This is a genomic window from Vineibacter terrae, from assembly GCF_008039615.1.
Classification (GTDB): Bacteria; Pseudomonadota; Alphaproteobacteria; order Reyranellales; family Reyranellaceae; genus Vineibacter; species Vineibacter terrae.
In genome coordinates this window covers 1-25,061 of sequence record NZ_VDUZ01000076.1, presented here as the reverse complement: position 1 = coordinate 25,061, position 25,061 = coordinate 1, and the positions used below count along the sequence as shown (strand labels likewise).

Genomic DNA, 25,061 nt, shown 5'->3' with positions numbered 1-25,061 from the left:
TGAAAAAGATATTTCAACCTCTAACGATATATTCTAACGATATTGAAATAAACTTCGGATATTGCGCTGACTATCGTCACAATATATTTCCAAACGTCAATATCATTGCTTCATCGTGAACCGGAAGAGACACTGTCCACCATGACGTCTGCAAACATCCTGGTCACATCCCTCGACCGCGGCCGCGTGCTTGAGCTGATCGACCGCGCGTCGCTGCGCGGCCCGATAGCCCCGGCATCCCCCGCCGGACGCCTGAGCCAGGCTTTGCGCGCGGCCGTGGTCGTGGCGCCGGCTGACATCCCACGCCAGGTCGCCACGCTCCATTCCAAGGTGATCTATCGCACCGGACGAAGCCGCCAGACGACGCAGGTACAGACGGTGACGCTGGTGACTCCCAGCGCCGCCGATCCGGTCCTTGGCCGCGAATCGGTATTGTCGCCCACAGGCAGCGCACTGCTTGGTCTGACGGAAGGCCAGAGCGTCGAGCAGCCGGACGATGCCGGCTGCATCCGGCGCTACACGCTCCTCAAGGTCATCTTTCAGCCGGAAGCGGCCGGCCGGTTCGACCTTTGACGGGCTTCTGTGCTCTCGACCCGATCGATTGCTTGCGCATGCCCCGCTTTCCCGGACGCAGCGAGGGGCTCGAGCGCGTCCGGGCTACGCTCCCGCTTTCGAGCGGCGCAGCTCCCGTCGATGATGGCGGCGAGAATCGATCATCTCGCCAAGCTAGGGACGATGCCGCCGATGTCAAGACCACCACGCCAGCGGTGGTCGCCGTCACCAAGGTTGCGCGATGCCACTGCAGCTGACCCTCATGTGACGCAGTTGACAATGCAGGAAATAAGGTCATGGTGTACGACATGATGACTATGAGCTTTTCCTGCGGCGCGTACACGCACCGAGGAAACCCGATCGCAGGATTGTAGCCCCCGGGTTCGGCCGCTCAGCGCCTCCGGGTCCGGGGGCAAATCCGTTTTTGACATTCCAATCGACAGTTCGATCGGCTGCGGTTTTTCCGGCCGATGGCGGCGCCATAGCGGCTGCCGGCAGCATGGGGACCAGGATGCGTGACGAAGGCTTGAATCGGCCGAAGCCCGATATCGTCGTCAGCGAGGACGACTACGACCGGCTCAATGGCTTGGCGCGGGCGGCATTGGGCCGCACGCCTGAAGTCGCCCGCGAGCTGCTTGCCGAGCTCGATCGCGCGCGTGTCGTGGACACCGCAGTGATGCCACCCGACGTCGTGCGCATGGGGTCGCTGGTGCATTTCAGCCTCGACGACAGCGAGCCGCGATGGGCCCGGCTCGTCTTCCCGGTCCAGGCTGACATCGCCGCCGGTCGCATCTCGATCCTGACGCCGGTCGGCACCGCGCTGCTGGGGCTGGCCGCGGGCCAATCGATCATGTGGGCCGCGCGCGATGGCCGCCCGCAGCAGCTGAACGTGCTCACGGTGGAGAAAGCAGAGGCGCTGACGGCGTGAGCAATGCGAGGGCACATGTCGACTGTCCCTGATCGATGGCGCAACCGCGCGGGCAACCTGGTCGCAGGCTGACCGTCCCTCGCCCCCGGCATCACGCGCATGCCGTGACGGCGAGGGCAGTCCAGGCAATCCGGTTAACGACTGCTGCCGACGGCTGGGGCGACCCGACCGCGGCCGGAGGTTGTGTCATGGCCAGAGAACCGCGCTGTCGGCTCACCTTGAAGGACTATACTGCCCTTGAGGCGCTGCTGATGCGCTGCGACGCACGCAACGACCCGATCGCGCCCGTGATTCACGACAAGCTGTCGACGGCCGAGATCCTGTTCGACAACGACATCAGCCCGAGGCTGGTGACGATGAACAGCCGTGTCGCATTCCGGGTCGACGGTGGCCCGCTGGACTCGCGCATTCTCGTCGCCGACGAGGCCAGCCACCTGGCCGGCCTCACGCTGCCTGTCAGCACGCAGCGGGGCCTGGCGATGCTGGGCCATCTCGCCGGCGAATCGGTGCCCGTGCGGCGACAGGATGGCCGCGCCGAGACCCTGCACATCGACGACGTGGCCTATCAGCCCGAGGCCGCTGCGCGCAAAGCCGACGCGGCCGATGCGCCGGCGCGTGGCTTCGAGCCGGCGGCAGCGCCACCGACAGTGATCAATCTGGCAGCCAGGCGGGCCGAGCGCGCCGCGGCGCACGCCATGTTCAGCCGGCCCGACGACGACGATCCGGGACCATCGGCAGCATAGAACGGTGGCGCCCTCCCGGGCCTCGCCACCAATCCACGTGCGCCCCTGCCCAATACCTGATACCTGATGCTCGCCCTTCGAGCAGGCGGCGCCATGACCAAGGTCCTCATCGATTGTGATCCCGGCCACGACGATGCGGTGGCCCTGCTGTTCGCGGCGCGGCATCTGGAGCTCGTGGGCATCACCACGGTCCACGGCAACAGCACGCTGGACAACACCACGCGCAATGCACTGGCGCTGCTCGAGCTGGCGGGACTTGAAACAGCCGTGGCGCGTGGCTGTGCCGGGCCGCTGGTGGGCAGCGCCACGCATGCCGAGCATATCCACGGCAGCAGTGGGCTCGACGGTGCCACCCTGCCCCAGCCGACGCGGCAGCCGGTGGCGGCGCACGCTGTCGATTTCATCATCGATCAGGCCGAGCGGCATCGCGGCGAGCTGGTGCTCGCCGTGATCGGCCCGCAGACCAACCTGGCGATGGCGCTGCGCCGCGAGCCGCGGCTGGCCGGCTGGCTGCGCGAGATCACGGTCATGGGCGGCTCGACCACCACGGGCAACGTCACGCCGGCGGCCGAGTTCAACATCTATGGTGATCCGGAGGCCGCGGCAGCGGTCTTCGCCAGCGGCATCCCGATCCGGATGGTCGGCCTCAATGTCACCCGCCGCACCGGCTTCGCGGCGGCGGACGTCGCGCGGTTGCGCGGCAGCGGCCGGCGCGTCGCTGCCGTGATCGCCGACCTGCTGGCCTTCTACCTCGAGCGGCAGCGCGAGGCCTTCCGTCTCGACCTTGCGCCCATGCACGATGTCTGCGCCATCATCCCCTACGTCTTTCCGGAGCTGATCCGGTACGGCGAAACATTCGTGCAGGTCGAGCTGACCGGCGCCGCCACGCGCGGCATGACGGTCTGCGACCTGCGGTCGCTGCATCCCGGCACGACGCTGCCGGCGCGGCTCGCCAAGACCTGCAACGCACACGTGGCGCTGGAAGCCGACAGCCGTCTCTTGATCAATCGCGTGATCGAGACGATCCTGACCTACCCTTGAACACCGGGCCACCGTCATGACGTTCAGCATCCAGCGTATCGACCATGTCGTGCTGCGCGTGCGCGACCTGGATCGCATGATCGACTTCTACCAGCGGGCGCTGGGCTGCAACGTCGAGCGGCGGCTCGAGCGGCTGCAGCTCGTGCAGCTGCGCGCCGGCGACTCGCTGCTCGACCTGATCAAGAGCGACTCGCCGCGCGACGGCGCCAACATGGACCATCTCTGCTTTCGCATCGACCCGTTCGACCTCGCCAAAATCCGCAGCGCGCTGCAGCCGTTCGGCATCGCGCCGGGCGATGTCGTGCAACGCTATGGTGCGGAAGGTGACGGGCCGTCGATCTATTTCGACGACCCCGAGGGCAACCAGATCGAGCTCAAGGGTCCGGCCACGAGCCCGGCGCAGCGGCAGGTGCAAGGCTCCGCCGGCGGATAGCGCGACGCTGCCGCTTCGCCGCGCGGCGTGGCAGTCCTGAGGCAGCCGCGCCCGAGGCTCGACACGACGGGCGTGATTGTGTACCGACCATGGATTCCGTGCGGCGTCGCTGCGTTGCCGTGCAGGAACATCGCAGACGCACCTTGTGCGTCAAAATGCGGCCACATTGACTTGGCCGCATACCCACCAACGCGCATGCCATGTTGCATGCGCCGACCCATAATCATGCTGCCGTTGGGGGATCCTGAGTGTCCGTGCGTTCCAGGTCGTATCCATCCCATGCCACCCGGCCTCCGGTGGGCTGCCCGCCTGCGCCCTGGTGCGCGCCATGAGACGCTCGGTGCGCATCGGCTGCGGCGCCGGCTTCTCATCCGACCGCCTCGATCCGGCCATCGACCTGGCGCAGCGCGGCGCGCTCGACTATCTCGTGTTCGAATGCCTGGGCGAGCGGACAATGGCGTTCGGCCACCGCGACCGCATGCTCGATGGGTCCAAGGGCTACAATCCGCACCTGGCCCAGCGCATGCGCGGCGTGTTGGCCGCCTGCCGCAAGAACGGCACGGTGGTGGTCACCAACATGGGCGCCGCCAACCCGCTGGCCGCAGCGCAGCTCACGGTGGGCATCGCCCGCGAGCTGGGGTTGGCCGGCATGAAGGTGGCGTGCATCGAAGGCGATGACGTGACGCGGCAGCTCAACCCCGCCACACCGCTGCATGACCGCGCCGGCACCATCCGCGATGTCGGACTGTCGATGGTCGGGGCCAACGCCTATCTCGGGGCCGATGCCCTGATGCCGGCATTGAAGGCCGGCGCCGACATCATCATCGCCGGCCGGGTCGCCGATCCCTCGCTGTTCCTCGCGCCGCTGGCCTATCGTTTCGGCTGGGGCCTCGACGACTGGCAGCTCCTCGGCCGCGGAACCGTGGTCGGCCATCTGCTGGAATGCGGCATGCAGGTCACCGGCGGCTACTTCGCCGATCCCGGCTTCAAGGACGTGCCCAATCTGGCGGATTGCGGCTTCCCCATCGCCGAGGTCGGCTTCGACGGCAGCTGCACGATCACCAAGCTGCCCGACACCGGCGGCTGCGTCACGACCGCGACCGTCAAGGAGCAGCTGCTCTATGAGGTGCACGATCCCGCCAGCTACCTGACGCCCGACGTCACTGCCGACTTCTCGCGCGTGGCCGTCGAGCAGATCGAGCCGGACCGTATCCAGGTCGCCGGCGGTGACGGCCACAAGCGCCCGGACAAGCTGAAGGTCACCATCGGCTTCGATGGTGGCTTCCTTGCCGAAGCCGGCGTCAGCTACGCCGGCCCCAATGCGCAGGCGCGCGCACGCCTGGCCGGCGAGGTGGTGTGGCAGCGCCTGTCGCGCAACAACGCCCTGCAAGGCGACCTGCGCATCGACATGATCGGCATCAATTCGCTGCACGGCACGGCGCACATGCCGGCCACCGACAGCGAGGATGTGCGGCTGCGCGTGGCGATGCGCTCGCGCCGGCGCGACGACATCGACACGATGATGTGGGAGGTCGAGTCCCTGCTCTGCTGCGGACCAGCCGGCGGCGGCGGCTACCGAGGATCGATCACGCCCTGCGTCGTCACCCACTCCACCCTGGTCGGACGTGACCAGGTGCGGCCAACCATGCGGATGTTCACGGCATGACCGAGCGCCTGAAGGTTCACGACATCGCCCATGCCCGCGCCGGCGACAAGGGCGACATCTCCAGCATCTCGGTGTGGGCCTACGATCCCAAGGACTATCCGCTGCTCAAGGCCCAGCTCACCGCGCAGCGGCTCAAGGATGCCTATCCCAAGCTGCTGCGCGGCGAGGTGGTGCGCTACGAGATCGACCACCTGCACGGCCTGAACTTTGTCCTGCACAATGCGCTGGAAGGCGGCGTGAACACGTCGCTCAACCTCGATTCGCACGGCAAGTCGTTCAGCTACCTGATCCTCGGCCTCGAGTTCGAACTCGAGACCACCTGACGGCGGAGCCGCCGGCCAGCATGACCGTTTTGCTGCCGGAAGCGGTCATGGGCAGGCACGGCCGCATTCGGATCGGCATCTCGGGGTCGCCTGGCCCCGGCTGATGGACCTCACGGCGGATTTCGTCTACCGCCGCTAGCGTACGATGATCTCATTGTCGACGCTGCGCACACCCTTCACACTGCGGGCGACCTGGGCCGCGCGCAGACGCTCACGGTCCGAGTTGACACGCCCGCTCAGCCTGACATTGCCGTTCAGCGTTGTGACGCCGACATCGCCGAAGTGAACGGAGGGGTCATCGATGTACTTGGCGCGGATGTTGTTGGTGATCACAGAATCGTCGGCGTACTCCGCGACATCCTGCCGGCCCTGGAGCACATCACAAGCTGCGATGGGCACCGCCAGCGTCAGAGCCGCCAGCAGACGGATGGATGGAGAAATGAGCGGCACGGAAACCTCCCTTGTGATGGGATGGCGCTCGACGGCTGCGGGCAAATCGAGTTCGCAGCCACCGCGCATGACCGCGTCCAGCGGTTAGTAGCCATAGCGATTATAGTCGCGCCGCGACGGTGTCGTGGCGGCACCGACGCCAGCACCCACTGCGCCGCCGACCACCGCACCCGTCAACGGGCCCATGCCCGTCGCGGCACCGACGACGGCGCCCGAGCCGGCACCGATCGCGCCGCCGGTCACCGCGCGCTTACCCCAGGTGTCACCACAGCCGGCCGCGAGCAGGGCTACGAACGGCAGCACAGCTAAGCTTTTCTTGGTCATCATGGGTCTCTCCTTGACATGCCGGGGTTACGCAGACCGGTACGCAATGGTTGCGCGGACCGTCCCCACACGGGCCCTTTCAAGAAGATGCGGGGCCGCGACGCGTCCCAATGATGGCAAGCCTGTGGCGGCTCAGGGCGAAATGATGATGAGTGTGCCGTCGGGCACCAGCGACCAGATCTCACGCATCTGGGCGTTCGTCACGGCGATGCATCCGGCCGTCCAGTCCCGCCGCTGCCGCCACCAGGCCAGCCAGCCGTGCTCGTTGGGCTGGCCGTGGATCATGATATCGCCACCGGGATCGACTCCCGCGGCCTGGGCTTGCGCGCGATCTGCGGACCCGGGATACGAAACATGCAAGGAGAGGTGAAAGCGGCTGCGCGGGTTGCGCCAGTCGATGGTGTAGGCTCCCTCGGGGGTGCGGCCATCGCCCTCCTGCTGCTTGTGGCCCACAGGCGCGAACCCCAATGCCACGCGATAGACACGCAGCACCCGGCCGCCGCGGCTGAGCGTCAGGCGGCGCTCGGCCTTGCGGACCTCGACCAGGTCGGCCTGGCGGCCAGCCGGTGCGGGATCGGGAACGGGACGTGGCATGTTCCTGCCTTCATATCGCCGCGCTTTCACCCTGGCCACAGGATCGCCCACAATGGGCGCCATGCTGATTTCGACCGTGCTCGACACGCCGCCTCCATCCCACCACCGTGCAGGCATGCTCCGCGCCCTCGCTCTTGCCGGCCTTGCCGCCGCGCTGCTCGCCCCGCAGCCCGTATCGGCGGCCGATCTGCTGCCGCACGAGGCGAGCTATGTCGTGAGGCTGGGGACCTCGCCGTCGGCGCCGTCCGTGGGCACGGCGCGGCAGCTTCTGGGCAAGGACTGTGGCGTGTGGCGGCTGGAGCGCGACGTGCGCACCGAGATCGGGTTTTCCGCCAGCCTGCGGCTGACCTCCGAGTCGGAGCTGCGCGGCGTCGAACGTGACGGCACCCTCTTCGACTATCAGCTGCGCCGTGTGCAGAACGGCGCCGAGCAGACCATTGCCGGCCGGGTATCGGTAGCCCAGAACGGAACGCGCGCCGACCTCATCCTGCCGTCGCGTCCCCTCAGCTTCACCCTGCCGGCCGGCGTCGTGCTGCCGGTATCGGCGTTCGCCTTCGTCATCGACGCCCTCAAGCGGGGCGACACGAGCTTCAGCTTCATGCTGTACGACGCGGAGCTGACCAGCGATGCCCTGCAGGTCGACGGCGGCGTGGCGCCCGCCGACACCCTGCGCCCGGCCCGACCCGATGGCGCCAGGCTGCCCGAGGGCACGACATGGCCGGTGGAGATCCGCTTCAGTCGCACCGGCGCCAACGCCCGGCCACTCTTCACCGTCACCCTGCTGTTGCACGAAGGCGGCGTGCTGGACCGGCTGACGATCAACACCGGCTTGCTCGCGGCCAGCGTCGATCTCGTCAGCTTCAAGCCCCTGCCGCGCCCCGATTGCCCGACATCGTGAGCGCTGGCGGCCTTCGCGACCATCAAGTCGGGCACGCCGCCGGGCTGAACCCTCGCGTCACGCCAGCTTCAGGGGCAGGCTGCGCAGCCGCTGGCCGGTGGCGGCGAAGACGGCGTTGGCGACGGCTGGCGCGATCGGCGGTGTGCCCGGCTCGCCGACTCCGCCCAGGGGCGCATCGTCGCTGTGCACGATCATGGTCTCGATCGCCGGCATGCCGTCGATGCGCAGCACCGGGTAGTCGTCGAACTGGTGCTGCTCCACCCGGCCTTTGCTGATCGTGATCTCGCCGTGGAGCGCCGCCGTCAGGCCGTAGACGATGCCGCCTTCCATCTGCGCGCGCACGATATCGGGGTTCACGACCGGGCCGCAGTCGATCGCGCAGACCACGCGCTTGACGCGGATCGCGCCGCTCTCGACCACGACCTCGGCGACCTGCGCCACGATCGAGCCGAAGGAGACCCGCAACGCGACGCCGCGGCCGCTGCCGGCCGGCAGTGCCGTCCCCCAATTGGCGCCGCGCGCGGCCGCATCGAGCACCTTGCGGTGGCGCGGCTTGTCGCGCAGCAGGTCACGACGCAGCGTAAGCGGATCCTTGCCCAGGGCGTGAGCGATCTCATCGACGAAGCACTCGTCGAAGAAGGCGGTGTGCGAGTGCCCGACCGAGCGCCAGAAGCCGACCGGCACCGGCCCCCTGGGCACGATGGTCGACAGCCGGTGAAAGCCCAGGCCGTAGGGCAGGTTCTCGATGCTGTTGGGGTCGGGATCGCCCGGCTCGGCTATGCCCAGCAGCCGGCTCGTGTACTGGCTGCCCGCCGATTGGCCCACCAGCACCGCATCCCAGGCGATGGCATCTTGCGCCGCAGCCGCGCCATCGGGCGGCAGCACCGCCGACAGGCGCGCCAGCGCCATCGGACGATAGAAATCATGGGCCATGTCCTCCTCGCGCGACCACAGCACCTGCACCGGCGTGCCGCGCATCGCCTTGGCCACGGCCACCGCCTGCTTCACGAGGTCGACCTCGGCGCGCCGGCCGAAGCCGCCGCCCAGGAACGTGGTGTGGACGGTGACCTTGTCCTGCGGCAGATCGGCTTCACGGGCGGCGACATAGCGCATCAGCGACGACGACTGGCTGGGCATCCACAGGGTCAGCCCGGCGTCGTCCAGGCGCGCCGTGCAGTTCATCGGCTCCATGGTGGCATGCGCCAGATAGGGCGCGCGGTAGACGGCCTCGATGCGCCGGCCAGGGCGCGTCAGCAACGCAGCATCGCCGCTGACCCGCGATTCCTTGCGATCGCCCGTCGCCGCCAGGGTCTCGTACGCGCGCCAGAGCGAGTCGCTGGAAAGCGCGGCGTTCGGTCCCTCGTCCCAGGCGATATCGAGCCCCGCCTCGAGGAATTTCTGCGCCCGCCACCAATTGTCAGCGACCACGGCAACGGCTGTCGGCAACGGAACGATCTTGCGGATGCCGGGCGGCAGCCCGCCGGCCGGTGGCGTGGCCTGCTTCAGGTTGCCGCCGAAGGTGGGACAATTCCTCACCGCGGCAAAAAGCAGGCCGGGTGGCCGGACATCGATGCCGAAAACCGCGCGGCCGGTGACCTTGTCGTCGAGGTCGAGCCGCGATGCCGGCGTGCCGATGATGGTGAAGTTGGCCGGCCTCTTGAGCGGCACGTCCGCAAGCGGCGCGAGATCGCCCAGGGCATCGACCAGCTCGCCGAAGCGCGCGACAATAAGCCCGCCACGGCCGCGCACCTCGCCGTCGGCGGTCTTCAGCTCGCTCTGCGGCAGCCCCGACTTGCGTGCGGCGGCACGCAGCAGCAGCTCGCGCGCCGAGGCCCCGGCCAGGCGCATGGGATGCCAAGCATCGCGCACCGACGTGCTGCCGCCGGTGGCAGCCACGCCGAGCACGCCCATCACCTTGCCGACCGCCCAGCGCGCCCCGTCGACCACCATGCCGGTCTGCTCCGGCGAGAACGGCAGACCGTCCAGCAGGATCTCGACATTGCGATAGACGCTGCTTTCGGGCGGCGTCTCGACCCGCACATCCGACCACCGCGCATCCATCTCCTCGGCCACGAGCTGCGCCAGCGCCGTATGGACGCCCTGCCCCATCTCGGCGCGCGGCACGGCGACGACAACGCGGCCATCGCCTGCCAGCTTGACCCAGCCGTTGAGCCCGACCTCACCCTGGCGGGCGGGAAACAATGTCCTGCCACCGAGCCGATCGCGCTCATGGGCAAACCAGTAGCCGACGATCAGCGCGCCGCCGCCGAGAACCCCGCCGATGACCAGCTTGCGCCGGCTGAGCCGCATGGTTGCTCCTCCGTGGGCGTGCCTGCGGCTGCAGCCTAGCAAAGCCGCGTCGGGCCGTCCGCAGGAATGACGCTGACGTCATGCCAAGGACGACGATAGCTGCGTTGACAGCCGGATCGGGGCACGCCATGTTGCGGCCATGCGCGTCGCGATCAGCTTGGAGTCGAAAAAAGCCCCCATTCCCGGGGCCGCCCAACTGCGCCTACGCTGAACAGCGCGTATCGCAAGCACCGCAGGACCCCGCCGGATCGGACGGGGTCTTTGTTTTTGTCGGCCCTGCACCTCCGGCACCACCGAAGAGAGCACCGACATGACGATCCGATATCCGCAAGGCATCTGGCTGCCGCTGGTGACACCATTCCGCGACGGCGACCTCGACGAGGCCTCATTGCGGCGCCTGGTGCGCCACTATGCAGCGCAGCCGATCGACGGGCTGATCCTGGCGGCCACCACCGGCGAAGGCCTCACCCTGGACGACGAGGAGACCGCACGGCTGGTGCAGGTGGTGGCGGCCGAGCTGGCGGGCAAGCTGCCGATCTGCCTGGGCCTGTCGGGCAGCGACACGCGCAAGCTGGGCAAGGCTCTGGAACTCACCGCGGCGTGGCCGGTAGGGAGCTACCTCATTGCCTGCCCCTACTACACACGTCCATCGCAGGAAGGCCTGTTCCGCCACTTCGCGACCCTCGCCCGTGACAGCGACAAGCCGATCCTGATCTACAACATCCCCTATCGCACCGGCGTCAACATGGGCAACGAGACGCTGCTGCGGCTGGCGGCGCTGCCCAATATCGTCGGCCTCAAGGATTGCTGCGCCGAGGCGGCGCAGTCCTTCGACCTGCTGCGCGCGCGGCCGTCCGGGTTCTCCGTGCTGACCGGCGAGGATGCATTGTTCTACAACGCCCTGACCCACGGCGCCGACGGCGGCATCCTGGCCTCGGCGCATGTCGAGACACGGCTCTTCGCGCGCGTGCACAATGCCGTGCGCGGCGGCAACCACAGCGCCGCCCTGGCCGTGTGGCGCGACCTTGTCGACCTGCCGCGCCTGCTGTTCGCCGAGCCCAGCCCGGCGCCGATCAAGCACTGGCTGTGGCGCGCCGGGCTGCTGCACAGCCCCGAGGTGCGGCTGCCGATGACCGAGATCAGCGCCGGCCTGGCAGCCCGCATCGACGCGGAGATCGCGCGCCGCACCAGCCTCGCGGCCTAGGCCCGCGTCGGGACCCGGCTGCGGCATGAGCGATACGATCAGGCCGGCGCGGGATCACCCGCGCCGCCGGTCGCCGTGAAGACCTGAGAGCGCGACACGACGTGCGGCGCGAACCGGTCCCAGCCGCGCATCGCCTCGAACTCGGGAGTGCGCAGCGCCTCGGGGCCGGACAAGGCATAGACCGTGGTGTAGACCCTGCGCGCCGCCGCGCGGCGCACGCCACGGTCCATCTCCGTGCCGTCCGCCGCCGCAGCGTAGCGGCGGCCGTAAAGCACGCCCGGGCAGGCCAGCGCCTCGGGCAAGTGAACGTCGTCGTACCAGCGGTTCCAGTCGGCCTCGACGGCGGCGTCGACCTCGACGGTGACGATGAACAGGCAGGTAGGGAAGCTGCTCACGACGATTCTCCTCCATCACGTCTTGGCGTGGATCTGTCCGGTGTCGGGCGCGGCGTGCGGCTCAAGGAATTGCGGCGCCGTCATGCCCATCGACACATAGATGCTGGTCAACGCCTCGGCGCCGATCGCCGCCGGCGTCACCCATTGGGCCGGGACGAACAGCAATCCGCCGCCGAACGGCACCGGCGCCGTAGGCACCAGCACCGCGAGGTAGGGCTGGCCGCCCACCACGACCGCCTCGGGCGCCGACAGCAGCGCCAGCACCGCCACGCCGCCCTTGCCGCCGAAGAAGCACCACACCGGCGCCATGGCGTTGATGTCGGTCGAGCCCTGCTTGCCGAACGCGCCGAGGAAGCGGCTGAGCAGGCCGTAGACGGCCCCGATCAACGGCGCGCGCTCCATGATCCGGCCGATGAACGCCACGACGCCGCTCTTGACCTGCGAGCTCACGACGAGGCCGAAGACATAGAGGCACAGGAGGATCACCAGGAAGCCGATGAGATAGGCCGCGGTGGGGCTGGGCACGAACGCAAGCCCGATCCCGGCCATGATGTTGCCGAAGGCGCTGCCCGGCCCGGCCCACTGGAACAGCAAGGTCCCGACCCACACCGTGCCGCCGATCGTGAGGATCAGCGGCAGGATGGCCAGCAGGCCAGCCAGCAGGACGCGAAGCTGATTGGACAGGAACCTCGCCATCGCCAACTCCCGAGCGCCGTGTGCCTTGCCGGCGCACTATGCCTGAGGACAGCGCCGGGATGGAGAGCCGCGCCGCGTCGGGGTGGCGGTTGAAGTGAAAGCGCCTCAGTCGCGGCGGGTGATCATGATGTCGCCCAGCACCAGCACGTCCATGCGGGTGCGCAGGAAGCAGTCCAGCGCCTCCTCAGGCTTGCAGACCACGGGCTCGTTCTCGTTGAAGCTGGTGTTGAGCACGATCGGCACACCGGTGAGCACGCCGAATGCCGAGATCAGCCGGTGGTAGCGGGGATTGCCGGTCTGCGTCACGGTCTGCAGGCGGCCGGTGCCGTCGACATGCGCCACCGCCGGGATCGAGGCCCGGCGCGCCGGCCGGATGCGGAACACCTGCATCATGAACGGCACATCGTCGTCGGTCTCGAACCAGTCAGGTACCGCCTCGCGCAGGATCGATGGCGCGAACGGACGGAACGACTCACGGCGCTTGATCTTGAGGTTCAGGATGTCCTTCATGTCGGCGCGACGCGGGTCGGCCAGGATCGAGCGGTTGCCCAGCGCCCGCGGCCCCCACTCCAGCCGGCCCTGGAACCAGCCGATGACCTTTCCCTCGGCGATCGCCGCCGCCGTGCGCTCGCACAGCACGGCCTCGTCGGTGATCGTCTCGACATTGCAATTGGCCGCGTCGATATCGGCCTGGCGCGCGGCGATGGCGATCGAGACCTCGCCGGCGGTCGCCGACGGCCCCCAATAGGCATGGTCCATCACGAAATGGCGCTTGGCGGCGCTGCCCTCGGGCAGGGTGTGCCAGACCTGGAAGGCCGCGCCGATGGCGCCGCCGGCGTCGCCGCCCGCCGACTGGATGTAGCAATGCTTGAACGGCGAGCGCTCGTAGATCTTGCCGTTGGCCACCGAATTGTAGGCGCAGCCGCCGGACAGCACGACCGCGTCCAGGCCATACTTGCGATGCAGCGCGCCCAGGAGGTTGAAGAAGGCGTTCTCGTACATGCCCTGCGCCGAGCGCGCGATATCCTTGTGGCGCTGCTCCAGCGGCTCGTCCTTGCCGCGCGCCGGCCCCAGCAGCTCGACCATCGCCGGCGACCAGATGCGGCCGCCCGAGGGCGTGCCGTCGCGCACCTCGTACTTCGAACCCTCCTTGGCGTGGGTGTAGTAGCGCAGATCGAGCGCGAACGTGCCGTCATCCCGCAGCCGCACGAGCTGCTCCATCTGCTTGGCATAGGCCGGCTCACCGTAGGGTGCGAGCCCCATCACCTTGTACTCGTCGCCGTAATGCGGGAAGCCGATGAACTGCGTCACGCCCTCGTAGAAGATTCCGAGCGAATGCGGAAAATGCACGCGGCCATCGATCGTGATGCTGTTGCCGTCGCCGATGCCCCAGGAAGCACTGGCGAAGTCGCCGAAACCGTCGACCGACACGGCCACGGCCTTGTCGAAAGGCGACACCAGGAAGGCCGAGGCGAGATGGCTGAGGTGGTGCTCGACCTGGTGCACCTCGCCGTTGAAGCGCATCTCGGGCAGCGTTTCCGTGAGCTGGGTCCGCACGTCGGCCCATTGCTGCCGGTTGCGCACCCGGCTCATCACCAGGTCGACGCTGGGCCGCTTGGCCACGACATAGGCGATCTTGCGCCACAGATTGGCGCGGCTGTCGCGGTTGATCGCGACATGCGCCACCGCGTCGAGCCCGATGCCGGCTTCCTTCAGGCAGTAGCGGATCGCCTCGCTGGGGAAGCCGCCCCAGTGCTTGATGCGTCGGAAGCGTTCCTCCTCCGCAGCGGCGACGAGCGTGCCGTCCTTCACCAGGCATGCCGCCGAATCGGCGTGGAACGCGTTGAGGCCAAGAATATAGGTCATGGACAGCGCCTTACGGCTTGGTCGATCCGCCCGCAAGATCGCGCTGGATCAATAGCATGGAAAGGATGAGGTCGGCGGTCATGCGTTGGAACGCGTAGACCCAGCCGGGCCAGCCATCGAGGATCAGCCCGCGGCCGAACAGGCAATAGAGCAGCACCAGGGGCGGCCCCAGCACGCGCGTCAACCGTACCCGGTCGCCCCACGAGAGCTGGGACCAGGGCGTGGAGGTAAGCTTGTCGGCCTCGCGGCTCTGGTAACGGAACTGCGACACCAGCCAGCGGTCGAGGCGCTTGCGGTCGTCATGGTCGACCCGGCCGGCCAGCATGCCCAGCACGCCGTCCACTCGCGCCTTCTCGGTGTGCCCGTCCTGCACGAACGTCACCCGGTCGCGCCGGAACAGGATCGGGGCCTTGGGATAGAGCGACCCGCGCAGCCGCCGACCGTCGATGCAATAGTCGAAAGCAGCGCGGTAGCCGCCGATCTGCGCCCCCGGCACAATGGCCGCAATCTCGCGGATCGTGGCCTCGGGCACGATGTAGTCGGCGTCGAGGCGCAGCACCCAGGGCGTGGCGATGCCGGTCTGCTGCACGGCGAACGTCCACTGCTGCGCGTGGCTGTCGAATGGCCGCACGACCAGCCGCGCATTGGGGAACCGCCCGACGATCCCGGCGGTGTCGTCGTCGCTGCCGCTATCGACGACCACGACCTCCCTCGCCCAAGCCAGCTGCTCGAGGTTGCGACCGATGTTGGGCGCCTCGTTGTAGGTGAGGATGACGGGTGTGATCTGGTCCAGCATCGGGTCTTCTCGGCTGAAACGGCCTTATCATGATTGCGCGCGGAACGTTGCCGCAATCTGGTTCTGATCAAGTGTTCACGCCGATTTGGACCAAAACGAGCCCAGGCTCAACCTCATCCGAATTGGAGATCCACCACGTAACATATTGAAATAACGCAAGATAAATTGAAAGTTTATATGTAACTTCAGCTCAAGAGAATTGACGTGCTTACCAAAGCCGTCTATACACCCGTGCAGATCAACCAATGTTCTTGATCGCGTTCCTCCGTCTGCGCTGGGGCAGCCGGGCCGGGAAACTGCGTCGCTGTCCTCAAGGTAAGCCACCATGGATCGCTCCAAGGTACTGGTGGAAAAGAAGCTGCTGTGGTCCGTCAGGCTGATCGACATGGTGATCCCTGCCGTCGTCGCCTGGGCTGCGATCACGTCCTGGCTGCCGGAGCACTTCACGACATTCGACAGCCAGTATCTGCTGGCCATGGCCGCCAGCGCGCTGCTGGTCGGCAACGTGTTCGGGGCGCTGGACCTCTACACCATCAGCAGCCTATCCAACGTGCCCGGCCAGACGGGGCGTATCGTCCTGGGATGGACCGGCGTCGTGGCGGCGCTGCTGCTGGCTGCCTTCGCGGCCAAGGTCTCCAACAACTTCCCACGCGGCTGGGCGATCCTCTGGTACTTCTGGAGCCTCGGTGCCTTCATTGTCGTCCGCTTCGTCGTGTTCGGCCTGCTCAGCCGCTGGATCGAGACCGGCAGGCTGACCCGCAACGTCGCCATCGTCGGCGCCGGTCCGCACGGACGCCGCCTGATCGAGCATCTGCGGCAGCAGGCGGCCACCGAATGGCGCATTGTCGGAATCTGGGATGAGCGCGCCTCGCGGCCGCTCGATCCCATCGAGGGCATCCCGGTGCGGGGCACGATCGACGACCTGATCGACTACGCCCGCCACTATCCGCTCGACCAGATCGTGGTGGCGCTGCCGTGGGCGGCCGAGTTGCGTGTCATGAAGGTCCTGAAGACGCTGTGGGAGCTGCCGATCGATATTCGCCTGGCGCCCGATATGATCGGCTTCCGCCTGGCGCATTGCTCCTACAGCGTGCTGGGGTCGGTCCCGGTCCTGAATGTGTTCGACCGGCCGCTGTCGGCCGAGAAGCTGCTGCTGAAGCGGGTCGAGGACATCGTGCTGGGCCTGCTGATGCTGGCAGCTTTCTCGCCAGTGATGCTGGCGACGGCCATCGCCATCAAGCTCGACAGCAAGGGCCCGATCCTCTTCCGCCAGACACGGTACGGCTTCAACAACCAGAAGATCAGTGTCTGGAAGTTCCGCAGCATGTATGTCGACGCCTGCGGCGACGGCACGATGCGGCAGGCGGTCCAGAACGACCCGCGCGTCACCCGCGTCGGACGCTTCATCCGGCGCACGTCGATCGACGAGCTGCCGCAGATCTTCAACGTGCTCTCGGGCGTGATGTCGGTGGTGGGGCCCCGGCCGCACCCGATCGGCACCCGCGCCGAGAACGTCCTGTTCGAGGAGGCGGTCGCCGAATATGCCGGGCGCCATAGGGTCAAGCCCGGACTCACGGGCTGGGCGCAGGTCAACGGCTGGCGCGGCGAGACCGACACGATCGAGAAGATCAAGCGGCGCGTCGATCACGACCTCTACTACATCGAGAACTGGTCGCTATTGCTCGACATCAAGATCGTGCTGATGACGGTTCTCACCGTCCTGCGCGGCAAGAACGCCTACTAAGTACTCATCGGCCCACACTTCTGCTATGAGGCGGGCCGCCCGCCGGGCCGCTTGTCGGTGGCCCGGGCCTGGGCCAAGATCGAGTCCGGTTGTTCCTTGGGCATGCGCATCCTCCTGCACGACAATTCCGGCCATCCGTTCCAGGTCCAGCTCGCCCGCGAGCTGGCGCGGCGGGGGCATCAGGTACGCCACCTCTTCTCGGCCGTCTTCCAGACACCGCATGGCGCCCTCGAGCGCCAGCCAGGCGACCCGGACACCTTCGAGGTCGCGGCCATCGACCCGGGCGAGCCGTTCGCCAAGTACAGCTACATCAAGCGCCTGCGGCAGGAACGTCGCTATGGTGCCCTTCTGCGGCAGGAGCTTGCGGCGTTCGCGCCCGACGTGGCCTTGATGAGCAACACACCGCCCGATTCGCTGGTCGCACCGCAGCGCTGGTGCCGGGCGCAAGGTGTCGGCTTCGTATTCTGGGTGCAGGACATCTACGCCGAAGCCGTGGCGCGCATCCTGGGGCAGCGCCTGGGCCCCCTGGGCAAGCCCGTCGCCTGGCACTATCGCCGCCTGGAGGGCGGGCTGCTGCGCCGCAGCAACCAGGTCGTCCCGATCACCGACGATTTCGGCCCCCTGCTGCAGGCCTGGGGCGTGGCCGCCGACCGCATCACCGTGATCGAGAACTGGTCGCCGCTGGACGAGCTGCCGTTGCGCTCCAAGGACAACGCCTTCGCCCGTCAGCACGGCCTGCACGACAAGACGGTGCTGCTCTACTCGGGCACGCTGGGCCTCAAGCACAATCCCGGCCTCCTGCTCGCGATCGCCGAGGCGCATCGCGACAACCCCAGTGTCGCGGTGGTCGTCGTCTCGGAGGGGCTGGGCGCCTCCTGGCTGGCCGAGCGCAAAGTTGAGAGCGGCCTGGACAACCTCATGCTGCTGCCCTTCCAGCCGTTCGATCGCCTGCCCGAGGTGCTGGGCGCGGCCGACGTGCTGCTCGCCATCCTGGAGCCGGAGGCCGGCATCTATTCCGTGCCGTCCAAGGTCCTCACCTATCTCTGCGCCGGCAAGCCGTTGCTGACCGCAATGCCCGGCGAGAACCTGGCGGCCCGCACGATTCAACGCCAGGAGGCGGGAATGGTGGTGGCGCCGGCCGATACCGAAGGTTTCGTCGCCGCGGCGCGGACGTTGATCGCCGACCCGACACGCCGCGCTACCCTGGGCGGCAATGGCCGGGCCTATGCCGAGCGTACGTTCGACGTGCGGCGGATCGCCGAACGCTTCGAAGCCGTGCTGAAAGCCGCCCATGGCGGCCACCGCTGACAGGTTGCTGCGGATCGGACCAAATTCTGCGCCTGCGGCCATGCAAGCGCCGCGCAATCTCCTCGCAAATACCTGAAAAGCCTATATAATCCGGCTCCTTCTTGACGCATTTCCTTAGTGGGTTCGCAATGTCCAACGATGATCTGGTTGTCGTCACGGGTGCCGGGGGATTCATCGGCGGGCATTTGGTCGGATACCTCCAGCAGACGCTGGGCCACACGCGCATCCGTGCCGTCGACAGCAAGCCCCTGGAGGAATGGTACCAGACCCATCCCGGCGTGGAGTCGCTATCGCTCGACGTGAGCGAGCGCAGCAACGCCTACCGCAGCAGCCGTGATGCGCGCCAGATCTATAATCTGGCTGCCGACATGGGCGGCATGGGCTTCATCGAGACCCACAAGGCCGAATGCATGCTGTCGGTGCTGATCAACACGCACATGCTGATGGCGGCCAAGGACTGCGGCGCCGAGCGGTTCTTCTTCTCCTCCTCGGCCTGCGTCTACGCCGCCGACAAGCAGACCGACGTCAATGTCACGGCATTGAAGGAAGAGGATGCCTATCCTGCCATGCCCGAGGACGGGTACGGGTGGGAAAAGCTGTTCAGCGAGCGCATGTGCCGGCATTTCCGCGAGGACTACGGACTTCGGACCCGGGTCGGGCGCTACCATAACGTCTATGGCCCGCACGGCACCTATGACGGCGGCCGCGAGAAGGCGCCGGCCGCGATCTGCCGCAAGGTGATCGAGGCCAAGATGTCGGGCCGCCACGAGATCGAGATCTGGGGCGACGGCGAGCAGACGCGGTCGTTCATGTACATCGACGACTGCCTGATCGGCACCACGCGGCTGCTGGCCGGCGACTTCGTCGAGCCCATCAACATCGGCAGCGACGAGCTGGTCAGCATCAACCGCCTGGTCGACATCGTCGAGAAGATCGCCGGCGTGAAGCTCACGCGGCGCTACAAGCTCGACGCGCCCAAGGGCGTGCGTGGCCGCAACAGCGACAACGCGCTCATCAAGAAGGTGATGGGCTGGGCACCAGCGGTACGCCTGGAAGACGGCATGGAAAAGACCTATCGCTGGATCCACGACGAGATGGTGTCGGGGCGCGATTCGCTGGTCAACCGCGCCCCGCGCCTGGCCTCGGCGGGTTGAGGTGGCAATGGCCGACAGCGTCGCCCCGAGCAGCCTGATCCAGCCGATCATCCTGTCGGGAGGTTCCGGCACGCGGCTGTGGCCGCTCTCGCGAGAAGCCTATCCCAAGCAGTTCCTGCCGCTCACGGGCGAGCGGACATTGCTGCAGCAGACCGCCGCGCGCGTTGCCGACCGCAGCCAGTTCCTGCCGCCGATGGTGGTATGCAACGCCGAGCACCGCTTCATCGTGGCCGAGCAGCTGCGGCAGATCGGGATCGAGCCGGCCGGAATCGTGCTCGAGCCGGCAGCCCGCAACACCGCCCCAGCCGTCGCCGTCGGCGCCCTGATGGCCGGCGCCGCGGACCCGCAGCGGCCGATCCTGGTGCTGCCGTCCGACCATTCCATCCGCCGGCCGGATCTGTTCCAGGCCGCGGTGCGCAGCGGCCTGGCTGCGACGACAGCCGGCAGCTTCGTCACCTTCGGCATCAAGCCCAACGCGCCGGAAACAGGCTACGGCTACATCCAGGTCGGCCAGCCTCTGGCCGGCGTGCCAGACGTGCATGCCGTAGCGCGCTTCGTGGAGAAGCCGGATGCCGCCCGCGCGCAGCAGTTCCTGGACCAGGGCGGCTACTGCTGGAACGGCGGCATCTTCCTGATGCGGTCGGACCTCTATTTGGCGGAGCTGAAGCGGCTCGAGCCCGCGATGCTGGAGGCCTGCGCGGCCGCCTTCCAGGCCGCCAAGCGCGACCTCGACTTCATCCGCCTCGATGCGGCGGCGTTCGCGCGCTCGCCCAACAAGTCCATCGACTATGCCGTCATGGAGCACACTGCGCACGCCGCCATCGTGCCGGTCGACATGGGCTGGAGCGACGTCGGCTCATGGGAAGCGCTGCTCATGGAGTCGCCGCGCGATGACAATGGCAACGTCGCCATCGGCGATGTGCTCGCCGACGACATGCGCGGATGCTACGTGCACGCCGAAAGCGGCGTGATGGTCGCAACCCTGGGTGTCGAGGACCTCGTGATCGTGGCCACGACCGACGCCATGCTGGTGGCCCGACGCGACCGCAGCCAGGACGTCAAGCGGATCGTCGAGAAGCTGAAGGCCGCCGGCCGCAGCGAATCCTCGACGCATCTGAAGGTGTTCCGGCCCTGGGGCTACTACGAGACCATCGACGCCGGCGACCGCCACCAGGTGAAGCACATCTCCGTGCTGCCGGGCCGGGCGCTCAGCCTGCAGAAGCACCACAAGCGCGCCGAGCACTGGGTGATCGTGCGTGGCGTTGCGCGCGTGACGCGCGGCAACGACATGTTCGAGCTCTACGAGAACCAGTCGACGTATATCCCGCTGGGCATACGGCACCGGCTGGAAAATCCGGGCGAAGAGCCGCTGCACCTGATCGAGGTGCAATCGGGCAGCTATCTCGGCGAGGACGACATCGTGCGCTTCGAGGACAATTACGGCCGCAACTGAAGCGCACCCCGCGGCAGCGGGCAGAGGAGACGGCATCGAGGCGTACGTATGCGATCGCCCTGCCTTCGAGGGAAGGATTGCGTCACACATGCTCGGGATAGCGACAGGCGCTTATGTGATTGCCTATGATCCACGGGCTTGATCATGTCGTCCTGGCGACCCGGGATCTCGATGCCGCGGTCGGCGCTTACGAGACATTGCTCGGGCGGCGTTGCGATTGGCAGGGAAATGGCGACGGCTTGGCGTATGCCTGGTTCCCGCTCGCCAATGTGTCCCTGGTCATCGTCGCGCCCGCGGGTTCCGGCACGATGGCCGATTGGATCGAGGATCGCCTGAATGTCGCCGGCGAAGGGCTGGCTGGCGCGGTATTTGCCGTCACCAGCCTCGACGCGGCGCAGCGCATCGCCGGCCGCCGCGGCCTGCCGGTATCGGACACGACCACGCTGAACCTGGTCCATCGCGCCACCGGCGAAGCCCTCGCCGTCGCGGCGGCATGGCTGTCCCCGCAGGCCACGCATGGCGTCCGGCTGGCCCTGGCCGAACGGACACAGCCCGGTGCCGGCATGGACGGCGGCAGCGCCGCGATCGGCCGTCTGGACCACATGGTCATCCACAGCCAGAATCCGGAACGGGCGGTGGCGCTTTATGGTGGGCGATTATCCCTGGATCTGCGGCTTGACCTCACCAGTGCCGACTGGGGCCTGCGCCTGCTCTATTTCCGCTGCGCCGATGTCATCGTCGAAATCTCCCACTTCCTCGCCACCCGCGCGTCCGACGACCCGGACATGCTGTGGGGCCTGGCATGGCGGGCTGCCGATATCGGGGCGGCGCAGGCGCAGCTGGCGCAGGCCGGGATCGCGGTCTCCGATATCCGTCCCGGCCGCCGGCCCGGCACCCGCGTCTTCACCGTCCGCGACAATCGGGCCCGCGTGCCGACCCTGGTGATCGGCTCGACGGCAGCGCCGCGGTAGTCTAGGTGCAAGGGGCGAGCTCCCCTTCAGGACCCAGCCCATGGACGTGACCGCGCTCAAGGCGCACGCACACCAGGTTCTCCACGACGCCACCATCGCGGAGCTGCCTCGGCACTACCGCGGCAAGGTGCGCGACAACTATGATCTGCCGGACGGGCGCCGCATCCTTATCACCACCGACCGCCTGAGCGCCTTCGACCGCATCCTCGCGGCAATCCCGTTCAAGGGACAGGTGCTGACCCAGACGGCGCGCTACTGGTTCGAGGCGACGCGCGACATCTGTCCCAACCATGTGCTGGACTATCCCGATCCCAATGTGGTGGTGGGGCGGCGGCTCGACGTGCTGCCGGTGGAGATCGTCGTGCGCAGCTACCTGGCCGGCACCACCGCGACGTCCATCCTGACGATGTACAAGGCCGGGCAGCGCCAGATGTACGGCGTTCGCCTACCGGAAGGCCTGCGCGAGAACCAGCGCCTACCGCATCCGATCATCACACCGACGACCAAGGCGGCCGATGGCGGGCATGACGAGCCGCTGACGCCGGCCGAAATCGTCGACCGCGGCGTGCTCCCGGCCAAGGTGTGGCAGGGCGTGTGCGACTATGCCCTGGCGCTGTTCGCGCGAGGCCAGGCGCTCGCCGCGACGCGCGGCCTGATCCTGGTCGACACCAAGTACGAATTCGGTCTCGATGCCGATGGGCGCATCGTGCTGGCCGACGAGATCCACACATCCGACAGCAGCCGCTACTGGCTGCAGCAAAGCTATGCCGAGCGCTTCGAGCGTGGCGCGCGTCCGGAGAGCTTCGACAAGGATTTCGTTCGCAACTGGGTCGCCAGCCGCTGCGACCCCTACAAGGATCCGATCCCGGAGATCCCCGCCGAGGTCGTGCTCGATACCGCGCTGGTCTATGTCCGGGCCTTCGAAACGATCACCGGCTTGGCGTTCGAGCCGCCGGCGACGACCGAGCCGATCCTCGATCGCATCCGGCGCAATCTGGCGGCCTATCTCTGAATGCTGTCATCCCAAGCGCAGCGAGGGATCTCCCGCGAACGGCGCACCCTGCGTCCCGCGCAGGAGATCCCTCGCTGCGCTCGGGATGACAGTCCTGATTGCCTGGGCTCAAGCCCTTCTTAGGGCTGCACCTCAGTACGGGACGCCCGCCGACAGCAGGTGGTCGAAATAGGCGATGGTCTTGCCCAGGCCCTCGTCCAGCTTCACCTTGGGCTGCCATTTCAGGACCTTCTTGGCCAGCCGGATATCGGGCTGGCGCTGCAGCGGGTCGTCGACCGGCAGCGGCTTCTTGATCAGCTTGGACTTGGAGTTGGTGAGCTTGATCACCTTCTCGGCGAGCTCACGGATGGTGAACTCGCCGGGATTGCCGAGATTGATCGGTCCCGTCACCGAGTCAGGCGCATCCATCAGGCGCACGAAGCCTTCGATCAGGTCATCGACATAGCAGAACGAGCGCGTCTGCTTGCCGTCGCCATAGATGGTGATCGGCTGGTTCTTCAGTGCCTGGACGATGAAATTGGACACCACGCGCCCGTCGTTGGGGTGCATGCGCGGGCCATAGGTGTTGAAGATGCGCGCCACGCGGATGCGCAGCTTGTGCTGGCGGTGATAGTCGAAGAACAAGGTCTCGGCGCAGCGCTTGCCCTCGTCGTAGCAGGCGCGCGGGCCGATCGGATTGACGTTGCCGCGATAGCTCTCGGGCTGCGGGTGAATATCGGGATCGCCGTACACCTCGCTGGTCGACGACTGGAAGATCTTGGCCCGCGTGCGTTTGGCCAGCCCCAGCATGTTGATGGCGCCGTGCACGCTCGTCTTCGTCGTCTGCACCGGATCATGCTGGTAGTGGATCGGCGAGGCCGGACAGGCGAGGTTGTAGATCTCATCGACCTCGACGTAGAGCGAAAACGTCACGTCATGGCGCATCACCTCGAAATGCGGGTGGTCCAGCAGCGGCACGAGATTGCGCTTGGTGCCGGTGAAGTAGTTGTCGACGCACAGCACGTCATGGCCGTCGTTCAGCAGCCGCTCGCACAGGTGCGAGCCAAGAAAGCCAGCGCCGCCGGTCACCAGAATCCGTTTGGGCATGAATCCTCACGCAAGGTCATCGAGAAAGGTGAATGGGAAAGGATGGGTATCCTACTGGGCGGCGAGCAATCCCGACCAATCGGCCGCCCCCGTGGACAAGAAACGACGGTCACCGCCTCCAAGGACAAGGCAGGTCAGCACGCCGCTGGCGAAGGCACCGGTGTCGATGCCGATGCGGTTGGGCAGCACCTGCGGCGCTTCCGTCGGCGTGTGGCCATGCACGACGACCTTGCCGTGGTCGGCATCGCTCGACAGGAACGCGCCGCGAATCCATAGCAGGTCCTGCGGCTTCTGGTCGGCGATGGCAATGCCGGGCCGGATGCCGGCATGGACGAAGAGATAGTCCCCGGCCTCGAACGAGGGGCGCAGGCCACGCAGGAACGCGACATGGCGCTGCGGCGCCTTCTCGACGAGCTGCAGGCGCATATCCTCGAAGCGACGGCGGCCGATCATGTTCGGCGCCCGGCGCACGCCGTAGCTCAACAGCGTCGCCTCGCCGCCGAAGCCCACCCAGGCCGGCCCGACCTCGACGTCATCCAGGAACCGCAGCATCGCCTCTTCGTGGTTGCCCATCAGGTGCACGGCGGCGCAGCCGGGCAGCGGGTCGCTCAGCAGGTAGTCGATGACCTCGCGGCTATACGGACCCCGGTCGATGTAATCGCCGAGATAGACGATCTTGTCCTCGCCCTCGTGCGGCCGCGCCTGCCGGTCCGCCGCGATGCGGGCATGCAAGGCGGTCAGCAGGTCGAGCCGGCCATGGACATCGCCGATGACATACAGGCGGCACCCCTCCGGCGCCACGGCCCGGCGGGCCGCTCCCTGCGCCGCGGGCTTGCTTCGGCCGCCGAACAGTCTGTGCAACATCTGCCGAATGTACCCGCGAAGCGCCCCGGTTGCCATCAGGACTTGCCGCCAACCACCTGTGATCGCGCCATATTCGGTCCAATTCGACACCGGCGCGGCCGTGGCAGGCGGCTTTTGCCGCTGCTAGCAGCCTGTCGGACTTGAGCCGAGAGCTGGAATGAGATTCATTATCGAGGGTTGATATTGGCTCGAGCCGGCGTGGTTGTGATGAGTAATTTCCGCCAAGTTGATCGTCAGACCGATTTTTTGC

Annotated in this window: 25 protein-coding genes; 15 read left to right on the top strand and 10 right to left on the bottom strand. The window is 67.3% G+C overall.

Annotation, left to right across the window (positions count from 1 at the left end; all coding sequences use genetic code 11):
• Positions 1 to 141: 141 nt before the first annotated feature.
• From FHP25_RS38305 to FHP25_RS38275, 7 genes are all read left to right on the top strand, one after another.
• Entirely contained in the window at positions 142 to 573 is a 432-nt protein-coding gene (locus FHP25_RS38305) for a GreA/GreB family elongation factor (RefSeq protein ID WP_147852278.1), read from the top strand.
• A 490-nt stretch (positions 574 to 1,063) separates the two neighbouring features.
• A complete protein-coding gene (rnk, locus tag FHP25_RS38300) occupies positions 1,064 to 1,480 on the top strand; it encodes a nucleoside diphosphate kinase regulator (protein ID WP_147852277.1) in 417 nt (138 codons plus the stop codon).
• Between the two features lie 188 nt (positions 1,481 to 1,668).
• Complete coding sequence (locus tag FHP25_RS38295; RefSeq protein WP_147852276.1) at positions 1,669 to 2,223, top strand: nucleoside-diphosphate kinase; 555 nt, start codon at positions 1,669 to 1,671, stop codon at positions 2,221 to 2,223.
• A 93-nt stretch (positions 2,224 to 2,316) separates the two neighbouring features.
• On the top strand, positions 2,317 to 3,264 hold the full coding sequence (locus tag FHP25_RS38290) for a nucleoside hydrolase (RefSeq protein WP_178134102.1): 948 nt from the start codon (positions 2,317 to 2,319) through the stop codon (positions 3,262 to 3,264).
• A 16-nt stretch (positions 3,265 to 3,280) separates the two neighbouring features.
• A complete protein-coding gene (locus FHP25_RS38285; protein WP_147852274.1) occupies positions 3,281 to 3,697 on the top strand; it encodes a VOC family protein in 417 nt (138 codons plus the stop codon).
• Positions 3,698 to 4,025: 328 nt separating this feature from the next.
• Entirely contained in the window at positions 4,026 to 5,363 is a 1,338-nt protein-coding gene (locus FHP25_RS38280) for an acyclic terpene utilization AtuA family protein (protein ID WP_147852273.1), read from the top strand.
• Positions 5,360 to 5,686: an AtuA-related protein gene (locus tag FHP25_RS38275; RefSeq protein WP_178134101.1), complete on the top strand. Its 327-nt coding sequence runs from the start codon at positions 5,360 to 5,362 to the stop codon at positions 5,684 to 5,686. The genes FHP25_RS38280 and FHP25_RS38275 overlap by 4 nt, the downstream gene beginning before the upstream one ends.
• A 135-nt stretch (positions 5,687 to 5,821) precedes the next feature.
• Here the strand turns inward: FHP25_RS38275 and FHP25_RS38270 are convergent, their stop codons facing one another.
• The 3 genes from FHP25_RS38270 to FHP25_RS38260 form a co-directional block, all read right to left on the bottom strand.
• Positions 5,822 to 6,205: a BON domain-containing protein gene (locus tag FHP25_RS38270; RefSeq protein ID WP_147852272.1), complete on the bottom strand. Its 384-nt coding sequence runs from the start codon at positions 6,203 to 6,205 to the stop codon at positions 5,822 to 5,824.
• Positions 6,206 to 6,220: 15 nt separating this feature from the next.
• Positions 6,221 to 6,463 (bottom strand): YMGG-like glycine zipper-containing protein, encoded by a 243-nt coding sequence (locus tag FHP25_RS38265; RefSeq protein WP_231712629.1) that lies wholly within the window; start codon positions 6,461 to 6,463, stop codon positions 6,221 to 6,223.
• 129 nt (positions 6,464 to 6,592) lie between these two features.
• A complete protein-coding gene (locus FHP25_RS38260) occupies positions 6,593 to 7,054 on the bottom strand; it encodes a L,D-transpeptidase family protein (protein ID WP_231712630.1) in 462 nt (153 codons plus the stop codon).
• A 115-nt stretch (positions 7,055 to 7,169) separates the two neighbouring features.
• On the opposite strand from FHP25_RS38260, the gene FHP25_RS38255 reads away from it, so the two are divergent.
• Positions 7,170 to 7,952: an EipB family protein gene (locus tag FHP25_RS38255; protein ID WP_178134100.1), complete on the top strand. Its 783-nt coding sequence runs from the start codon at positions 7,170 to 7,172 to the stop codon at positions 7,950 to 7,952.
• A gap of 57 nt (positions 7,953 to 8,009) precedes the next feature.
• Here FHP25_RS38255 and FHP25_RS38250 read toward each other — a convergent pair whose 3' ends face one another.
• A complete protein-coding gene (locus FHP25_RS38250) occupies positions 8,010 to 10,262 on the bottom strand; it encodes a xanthine dehydrogenase family protein molybdopterin-binding subunit (RefSeq protein WP_147852270.1) in 2,253 nt (750 codons plus the stop codon).
• A 310-nt stretch (positions 10,263 to 10,572) separates the two neighbouring features.
• Here FHP25_RS38250 and dapA point away from each other — a divergent pair, with 310 nt between their 5' ends.
• Complete coding sequence (gene dapA, locus FHP25_RS38245; RefSeq protein WP_147852269.1) at positions 10,573 to 11,466, top strand: 4-hydroxy-tetrahydrodipicolinate synthase; 894 nt, start codon at positions 10,573 to 10,575, stop codon at positions 11,464 to 11,466.
• A 38-nt stretch (positions 11,467 to 11,504) separates the two neighbouring features.
• Here the strand turns inward: dapA and FHP25_RS38240 are convergent, their stop codons facing one another.
• From FHP25_RS38240 to FHP25_RS38225, 4 genes are all read right to left on the bottom strand, one after another.
• Entirely contained in the window at positions 11,505 to 11,861 is a 357-nt protein-coding gene (locus FHP25_RS38240; protein WP_147852268.1) for a DUF4286 family protein, read from the bottom strand.
• A gap of 15 nt (positions 11,862 to 11,876) precedes the next feature.
• Positions 11,877 to 12,557 (bottom strand): DUF502 domain-containing protein, encoded by a 681-nt coding sequence (locus FHP25_RS38235; RefSeq protein WP_147852267.1) that lies wholly within the window; start codon positions 12,555 to 12,557, stop codon positions 11,877 to 11,879.
• A gap of 105 nt (positions 12,558 to 12,662) precedes the next feature.
• Entirely contained in the window at positions 12,663 to 14,423 is a 1,761-nt protein-coding gene (locus FHP25_RS38230) for a carbamoyltransferase family protein (protein ID WP_147852266.1), read from the bottom strand.
• Between the two features lie 10 nt (positions 14,424 to 14,433).
• On the bottom strand, positions 14,434 to 15,219 hold the full coding sequence (locus FHP25_RS38225; RefSeq protein WP_147852265.1) for a glycosyltransferase family 2 protein: 786 nt from the start codon (positions 15,217 to 15,219) through the stop codon (positions 14,434 to 14,436).
• 325 nt (positions 15,220 to 15,544) lie between these two features.
• Here FHP25_RS38225 and FHP25_RS38220 point away from each other — a divergent pair, with 325 nt between their 5' ends.
• The 6 genes from FHP25_RS38220 (at position 15,545) to FHP25_RS38195 (ending at position 22,861) form a co-directional block, all read left to right on the top strand.
• Entirely contained in the window at positions 15,545 to 16,963 is a 1,419-nt protein-coding gene (locus FHP25_RS38220) for an undecaprenyl-phosphate glucose phosphotransferase (protein WP_147852264.1), read from the top strand.
• 102 nt (positions 16,964 to 17,065) lie between these two features.
• Complete coding sequence (locus FHP25_RS38215; RefSeq protein ID WP_147852263.1) at positions 17,066 to 18,271, top strand: glycosyltransferase family 4 protein; 1,206 nt, start codon at positions 17,066 to 17,068, stop codon at positions 18,269 to 18,271.
• Between the two features lie 128 nt (positions 18,272 to 18,399).
• Positions 18,400 to 19,425, top strand: coding sequence for an NAD-dependent epimerase/dehydratase family protein (locus FHP25_RS38210; RefSeq protein WP_147852262.1), 1,026 nt, complete (start codon positions 18,400 to 18,402; stop codon positions 19,423 to 19,425).
• Between the two features lie 7 nt (positions 19,426 to 19,432).
• Positions 19,433 to 20,878, top strand: coding sequence for a mannose-1-phosphate guanylyltransferase/mannose-6-phosphate isomerase (locus FHP25_RS38205; RefSeq protein ID WP_147852261.1), 1,446 nt, complete (start codon positions 19,433 to 19,435; stop codon positions 20,876 to 20,878).
• Between the two features lie 125 nt (positions 20,879 to 21,003).
• Positions 21,004 to 21,849: a VOC family protein gene (locus tag FHP25_RS38200; protein WP_147852260.1), complete on the top strand. Its 846-nt coding sequence runs from the start codon at positions 21,004 to 21,006 to the stop codon at positions 21,847 to 21,849.
• A 40-nt stretch (positions 21,850 to 21,889) separates the two neighbouring features.
• Positions 21,890 to 22,861, top strand: a complete 972-nt coding sequence (locus FHP25_RS38195) for a phosphoribosylaminoimidazolesuccinocarboxamide synthase (protein WP_147852259.1) — start codon at positions 21,890 to 21,892, stop codon at positions 22,859 to 22,861.
• Positions 22,862 to 22,993: 132 nt separating this feature from the next.
• Here the strand turns inward: FHP25_RS38195 and FHP25_RS38190 are convergent, their stop codons facing one another.
• Both FHP25_RS38190 and FHP25_RS38185 read right to left on the bottom strand, forming a co-directional pair.
• A complete protein-coding gene (locus tag FHP25_RS38190) occupies positions 22,994 to 23,947 on the bottom strand; it encodes a UDP-glucuronic acid decarboxylase family protein (RefSeq protein WP_147852258.1) in 954 nt (317 codons plus the stop codon).
• A 51-nt stretch (positions 23,948 to 23,998) separates the two neighbouring features.
• A complete protein-coding gene (locus FHP25_RS38185) occupies positions 23,999 to 24,811 on the bottom strand; it encodes a metallophosphoesterase family protein (RefSeq protein WP_147852257.1) in 813 nt (270 codons plus the stop codon).
• Positions 24,812 to 25,061: the final 250 nt, after the last annotated feature.

Coding starts and splice junctions, on each gene's coding strand:
- FHP25_RS38305 (WP_147852278.1), top strand. CDS start 142: ATGACGTCTGCAAACATCCTGGTCACATCCCTCGACCGCGGCCGCGTG.
- rnk (WP_147852277.1), top strand. CDS start 1,064: ATGCGTGACGAAGGCTTGAATCGGCCGAAGCCCGATATCGTCGTCAGC.
- FHP25_RS38295 (WP_147852276.1), top strand. CDS start 1,669: ATGGCCAGAGAACCGCGCTGTCGGCTCACCTTGAAGGACTATACTGCC.
- FHP25_RS38290 (WP_178134102.1), top strand. CDS start 2,317: ATGACCAAGGTCCTCATCGATTGTGATCCCGGCCACGACGATGCGGTG.
- FHP25_RS38285 (WP_147852274.1), top strand. CDS start 3,281: ATGACGTTCAGCATCCAGCGTATCGACCATGTCGTGCTGCGCGTGCGC.
- FHP25_RS38280 (WP_147852273.1), top strand. CDS start 4,026: ATGAGACGCTCGGTGCGCATCGGCTGCGGCGCCGGCTTCTCATCCGAC.
- FHP25_RS38275 (WP_178134101.1), top strand. CDS start 5,360: ATGACCGAGCGCCTGAAGGTTCACGACATCGCCCATGCCCGCGCCGGC.
- FHP25_RS38270 (WP_147852272.1), bottom strand. CDS start 6,205: ATGCGCGGTGGCTGCGAACTCGATTTGCCCGCAGCCGTCGAGCGCCAT.
- FHP25_RS38265 (WP_231712629.1), bottom strand. CDS start 6,463: ATGATGACCAAGAAAAGCTTAGCTGTGCTGCCGTTCGTAGCCCTGCTC.
- FHP25_RS38260 (WP_231712630.1), bottom strand. CDS start 7,054: ATGCCACGTCCCGTTCCCGATCCCGCACCGGCTGGCCGCCAGGCCGAC.
- FHP25_RS38255 (WP_178134100.1), top strand. CDS start 7,170: ATGCTCCGCGCCCTCGCTCTTGCCGGCCTTGCCGCCGCGCTGCTCGCC.
- FHP25_RS38250 (WP_147852270.1), bottom strand. CDS start 10,262: ATGCGGCTCAGCCGGCGCAAGCTGGTCATCGGCGGGGTTCTCGGCGGC.
- dapA (WP_147852269.1), top strand. CDS start 10,573: ATGACGATCCGATATCCGCAAGGCATCTGGCTGCCGCTGGTGACACCA.
- FHP25_RS38235 (WP_147852267.1), bottom strand. CDS start 12,557: ATGGCGAGGTTCCTGTCCAATCAGCTTCGCGTCCTGCTGGCTGGCCTG.
- FHP25_RS38230 (WP_147852266.1), bottom strand. CDS start 14,423: ATGACCTATATTCTTGGCCTCAACGCGTTCCACGCCGATTCGGCGGCA.
- FHP25_RS38225 (WP_147852265.1), bottom strand. CDS start 15,219: ATGCTGGACCAGATCACACCCGTCATCCTCACCTACAACGAGGCGCCC.
- FHP25_RS38220 (WP_147852264.1), top strand. CDS start 15,545: ATGGATCGCTCCAAGGTACTGGTGGAAAAGAAGCTGCTGTGGTCCGTC.
- FHP25_RS38215 (WP_147852263.1), top strand. CDS start 17,066: ATGCGCATCCTCCTGCACGACAATTCCGGCCATCCGTTCCAGGTCCAG.
- FHP25_RS38210 (WP_147852262.1), top strand. CDS start 18,400: ATGTCCAACGATGATCTGGTTGTCGTCACGGGTGCCGGGGGATTCATC.
- FHP25_RS38205 (WP_147852261.1), top strand. CDS start 19,433: ATGGCCGACAGCGTCGCCCCGAGCAGCCTGATCCAGCCGATCATCCTG.
- FHP25_RS38200 (WP_147852260.1), top strand. CDS start 21,004: ATGATCCACGGGCTTGATCATGTCGTCCTGGCGACCCGGGATCTCGAT.
- FHP25_RS38195 (WP_147852259.1), top strand. CDS start 21,890: ATGGACGTGACCGCGCTCAAGGCGCACGCACACCAGGTTCTCCACGAC.
- FHP25_RS38190 (WP_147852258.1), bottom strand. CDS start 23,947: ATGCCCAAACGGATTCTGGTGACCGGCGGCGCTGGCTTTCTTGGCTCG.
- FHP25_RS38185 (WP_147852257.1), bottom strand. CDS start 24,811: ATGTTGCACAGACTGTTCGGCGGCCGAAGCAAGCCCGCGGCGCAGGGA.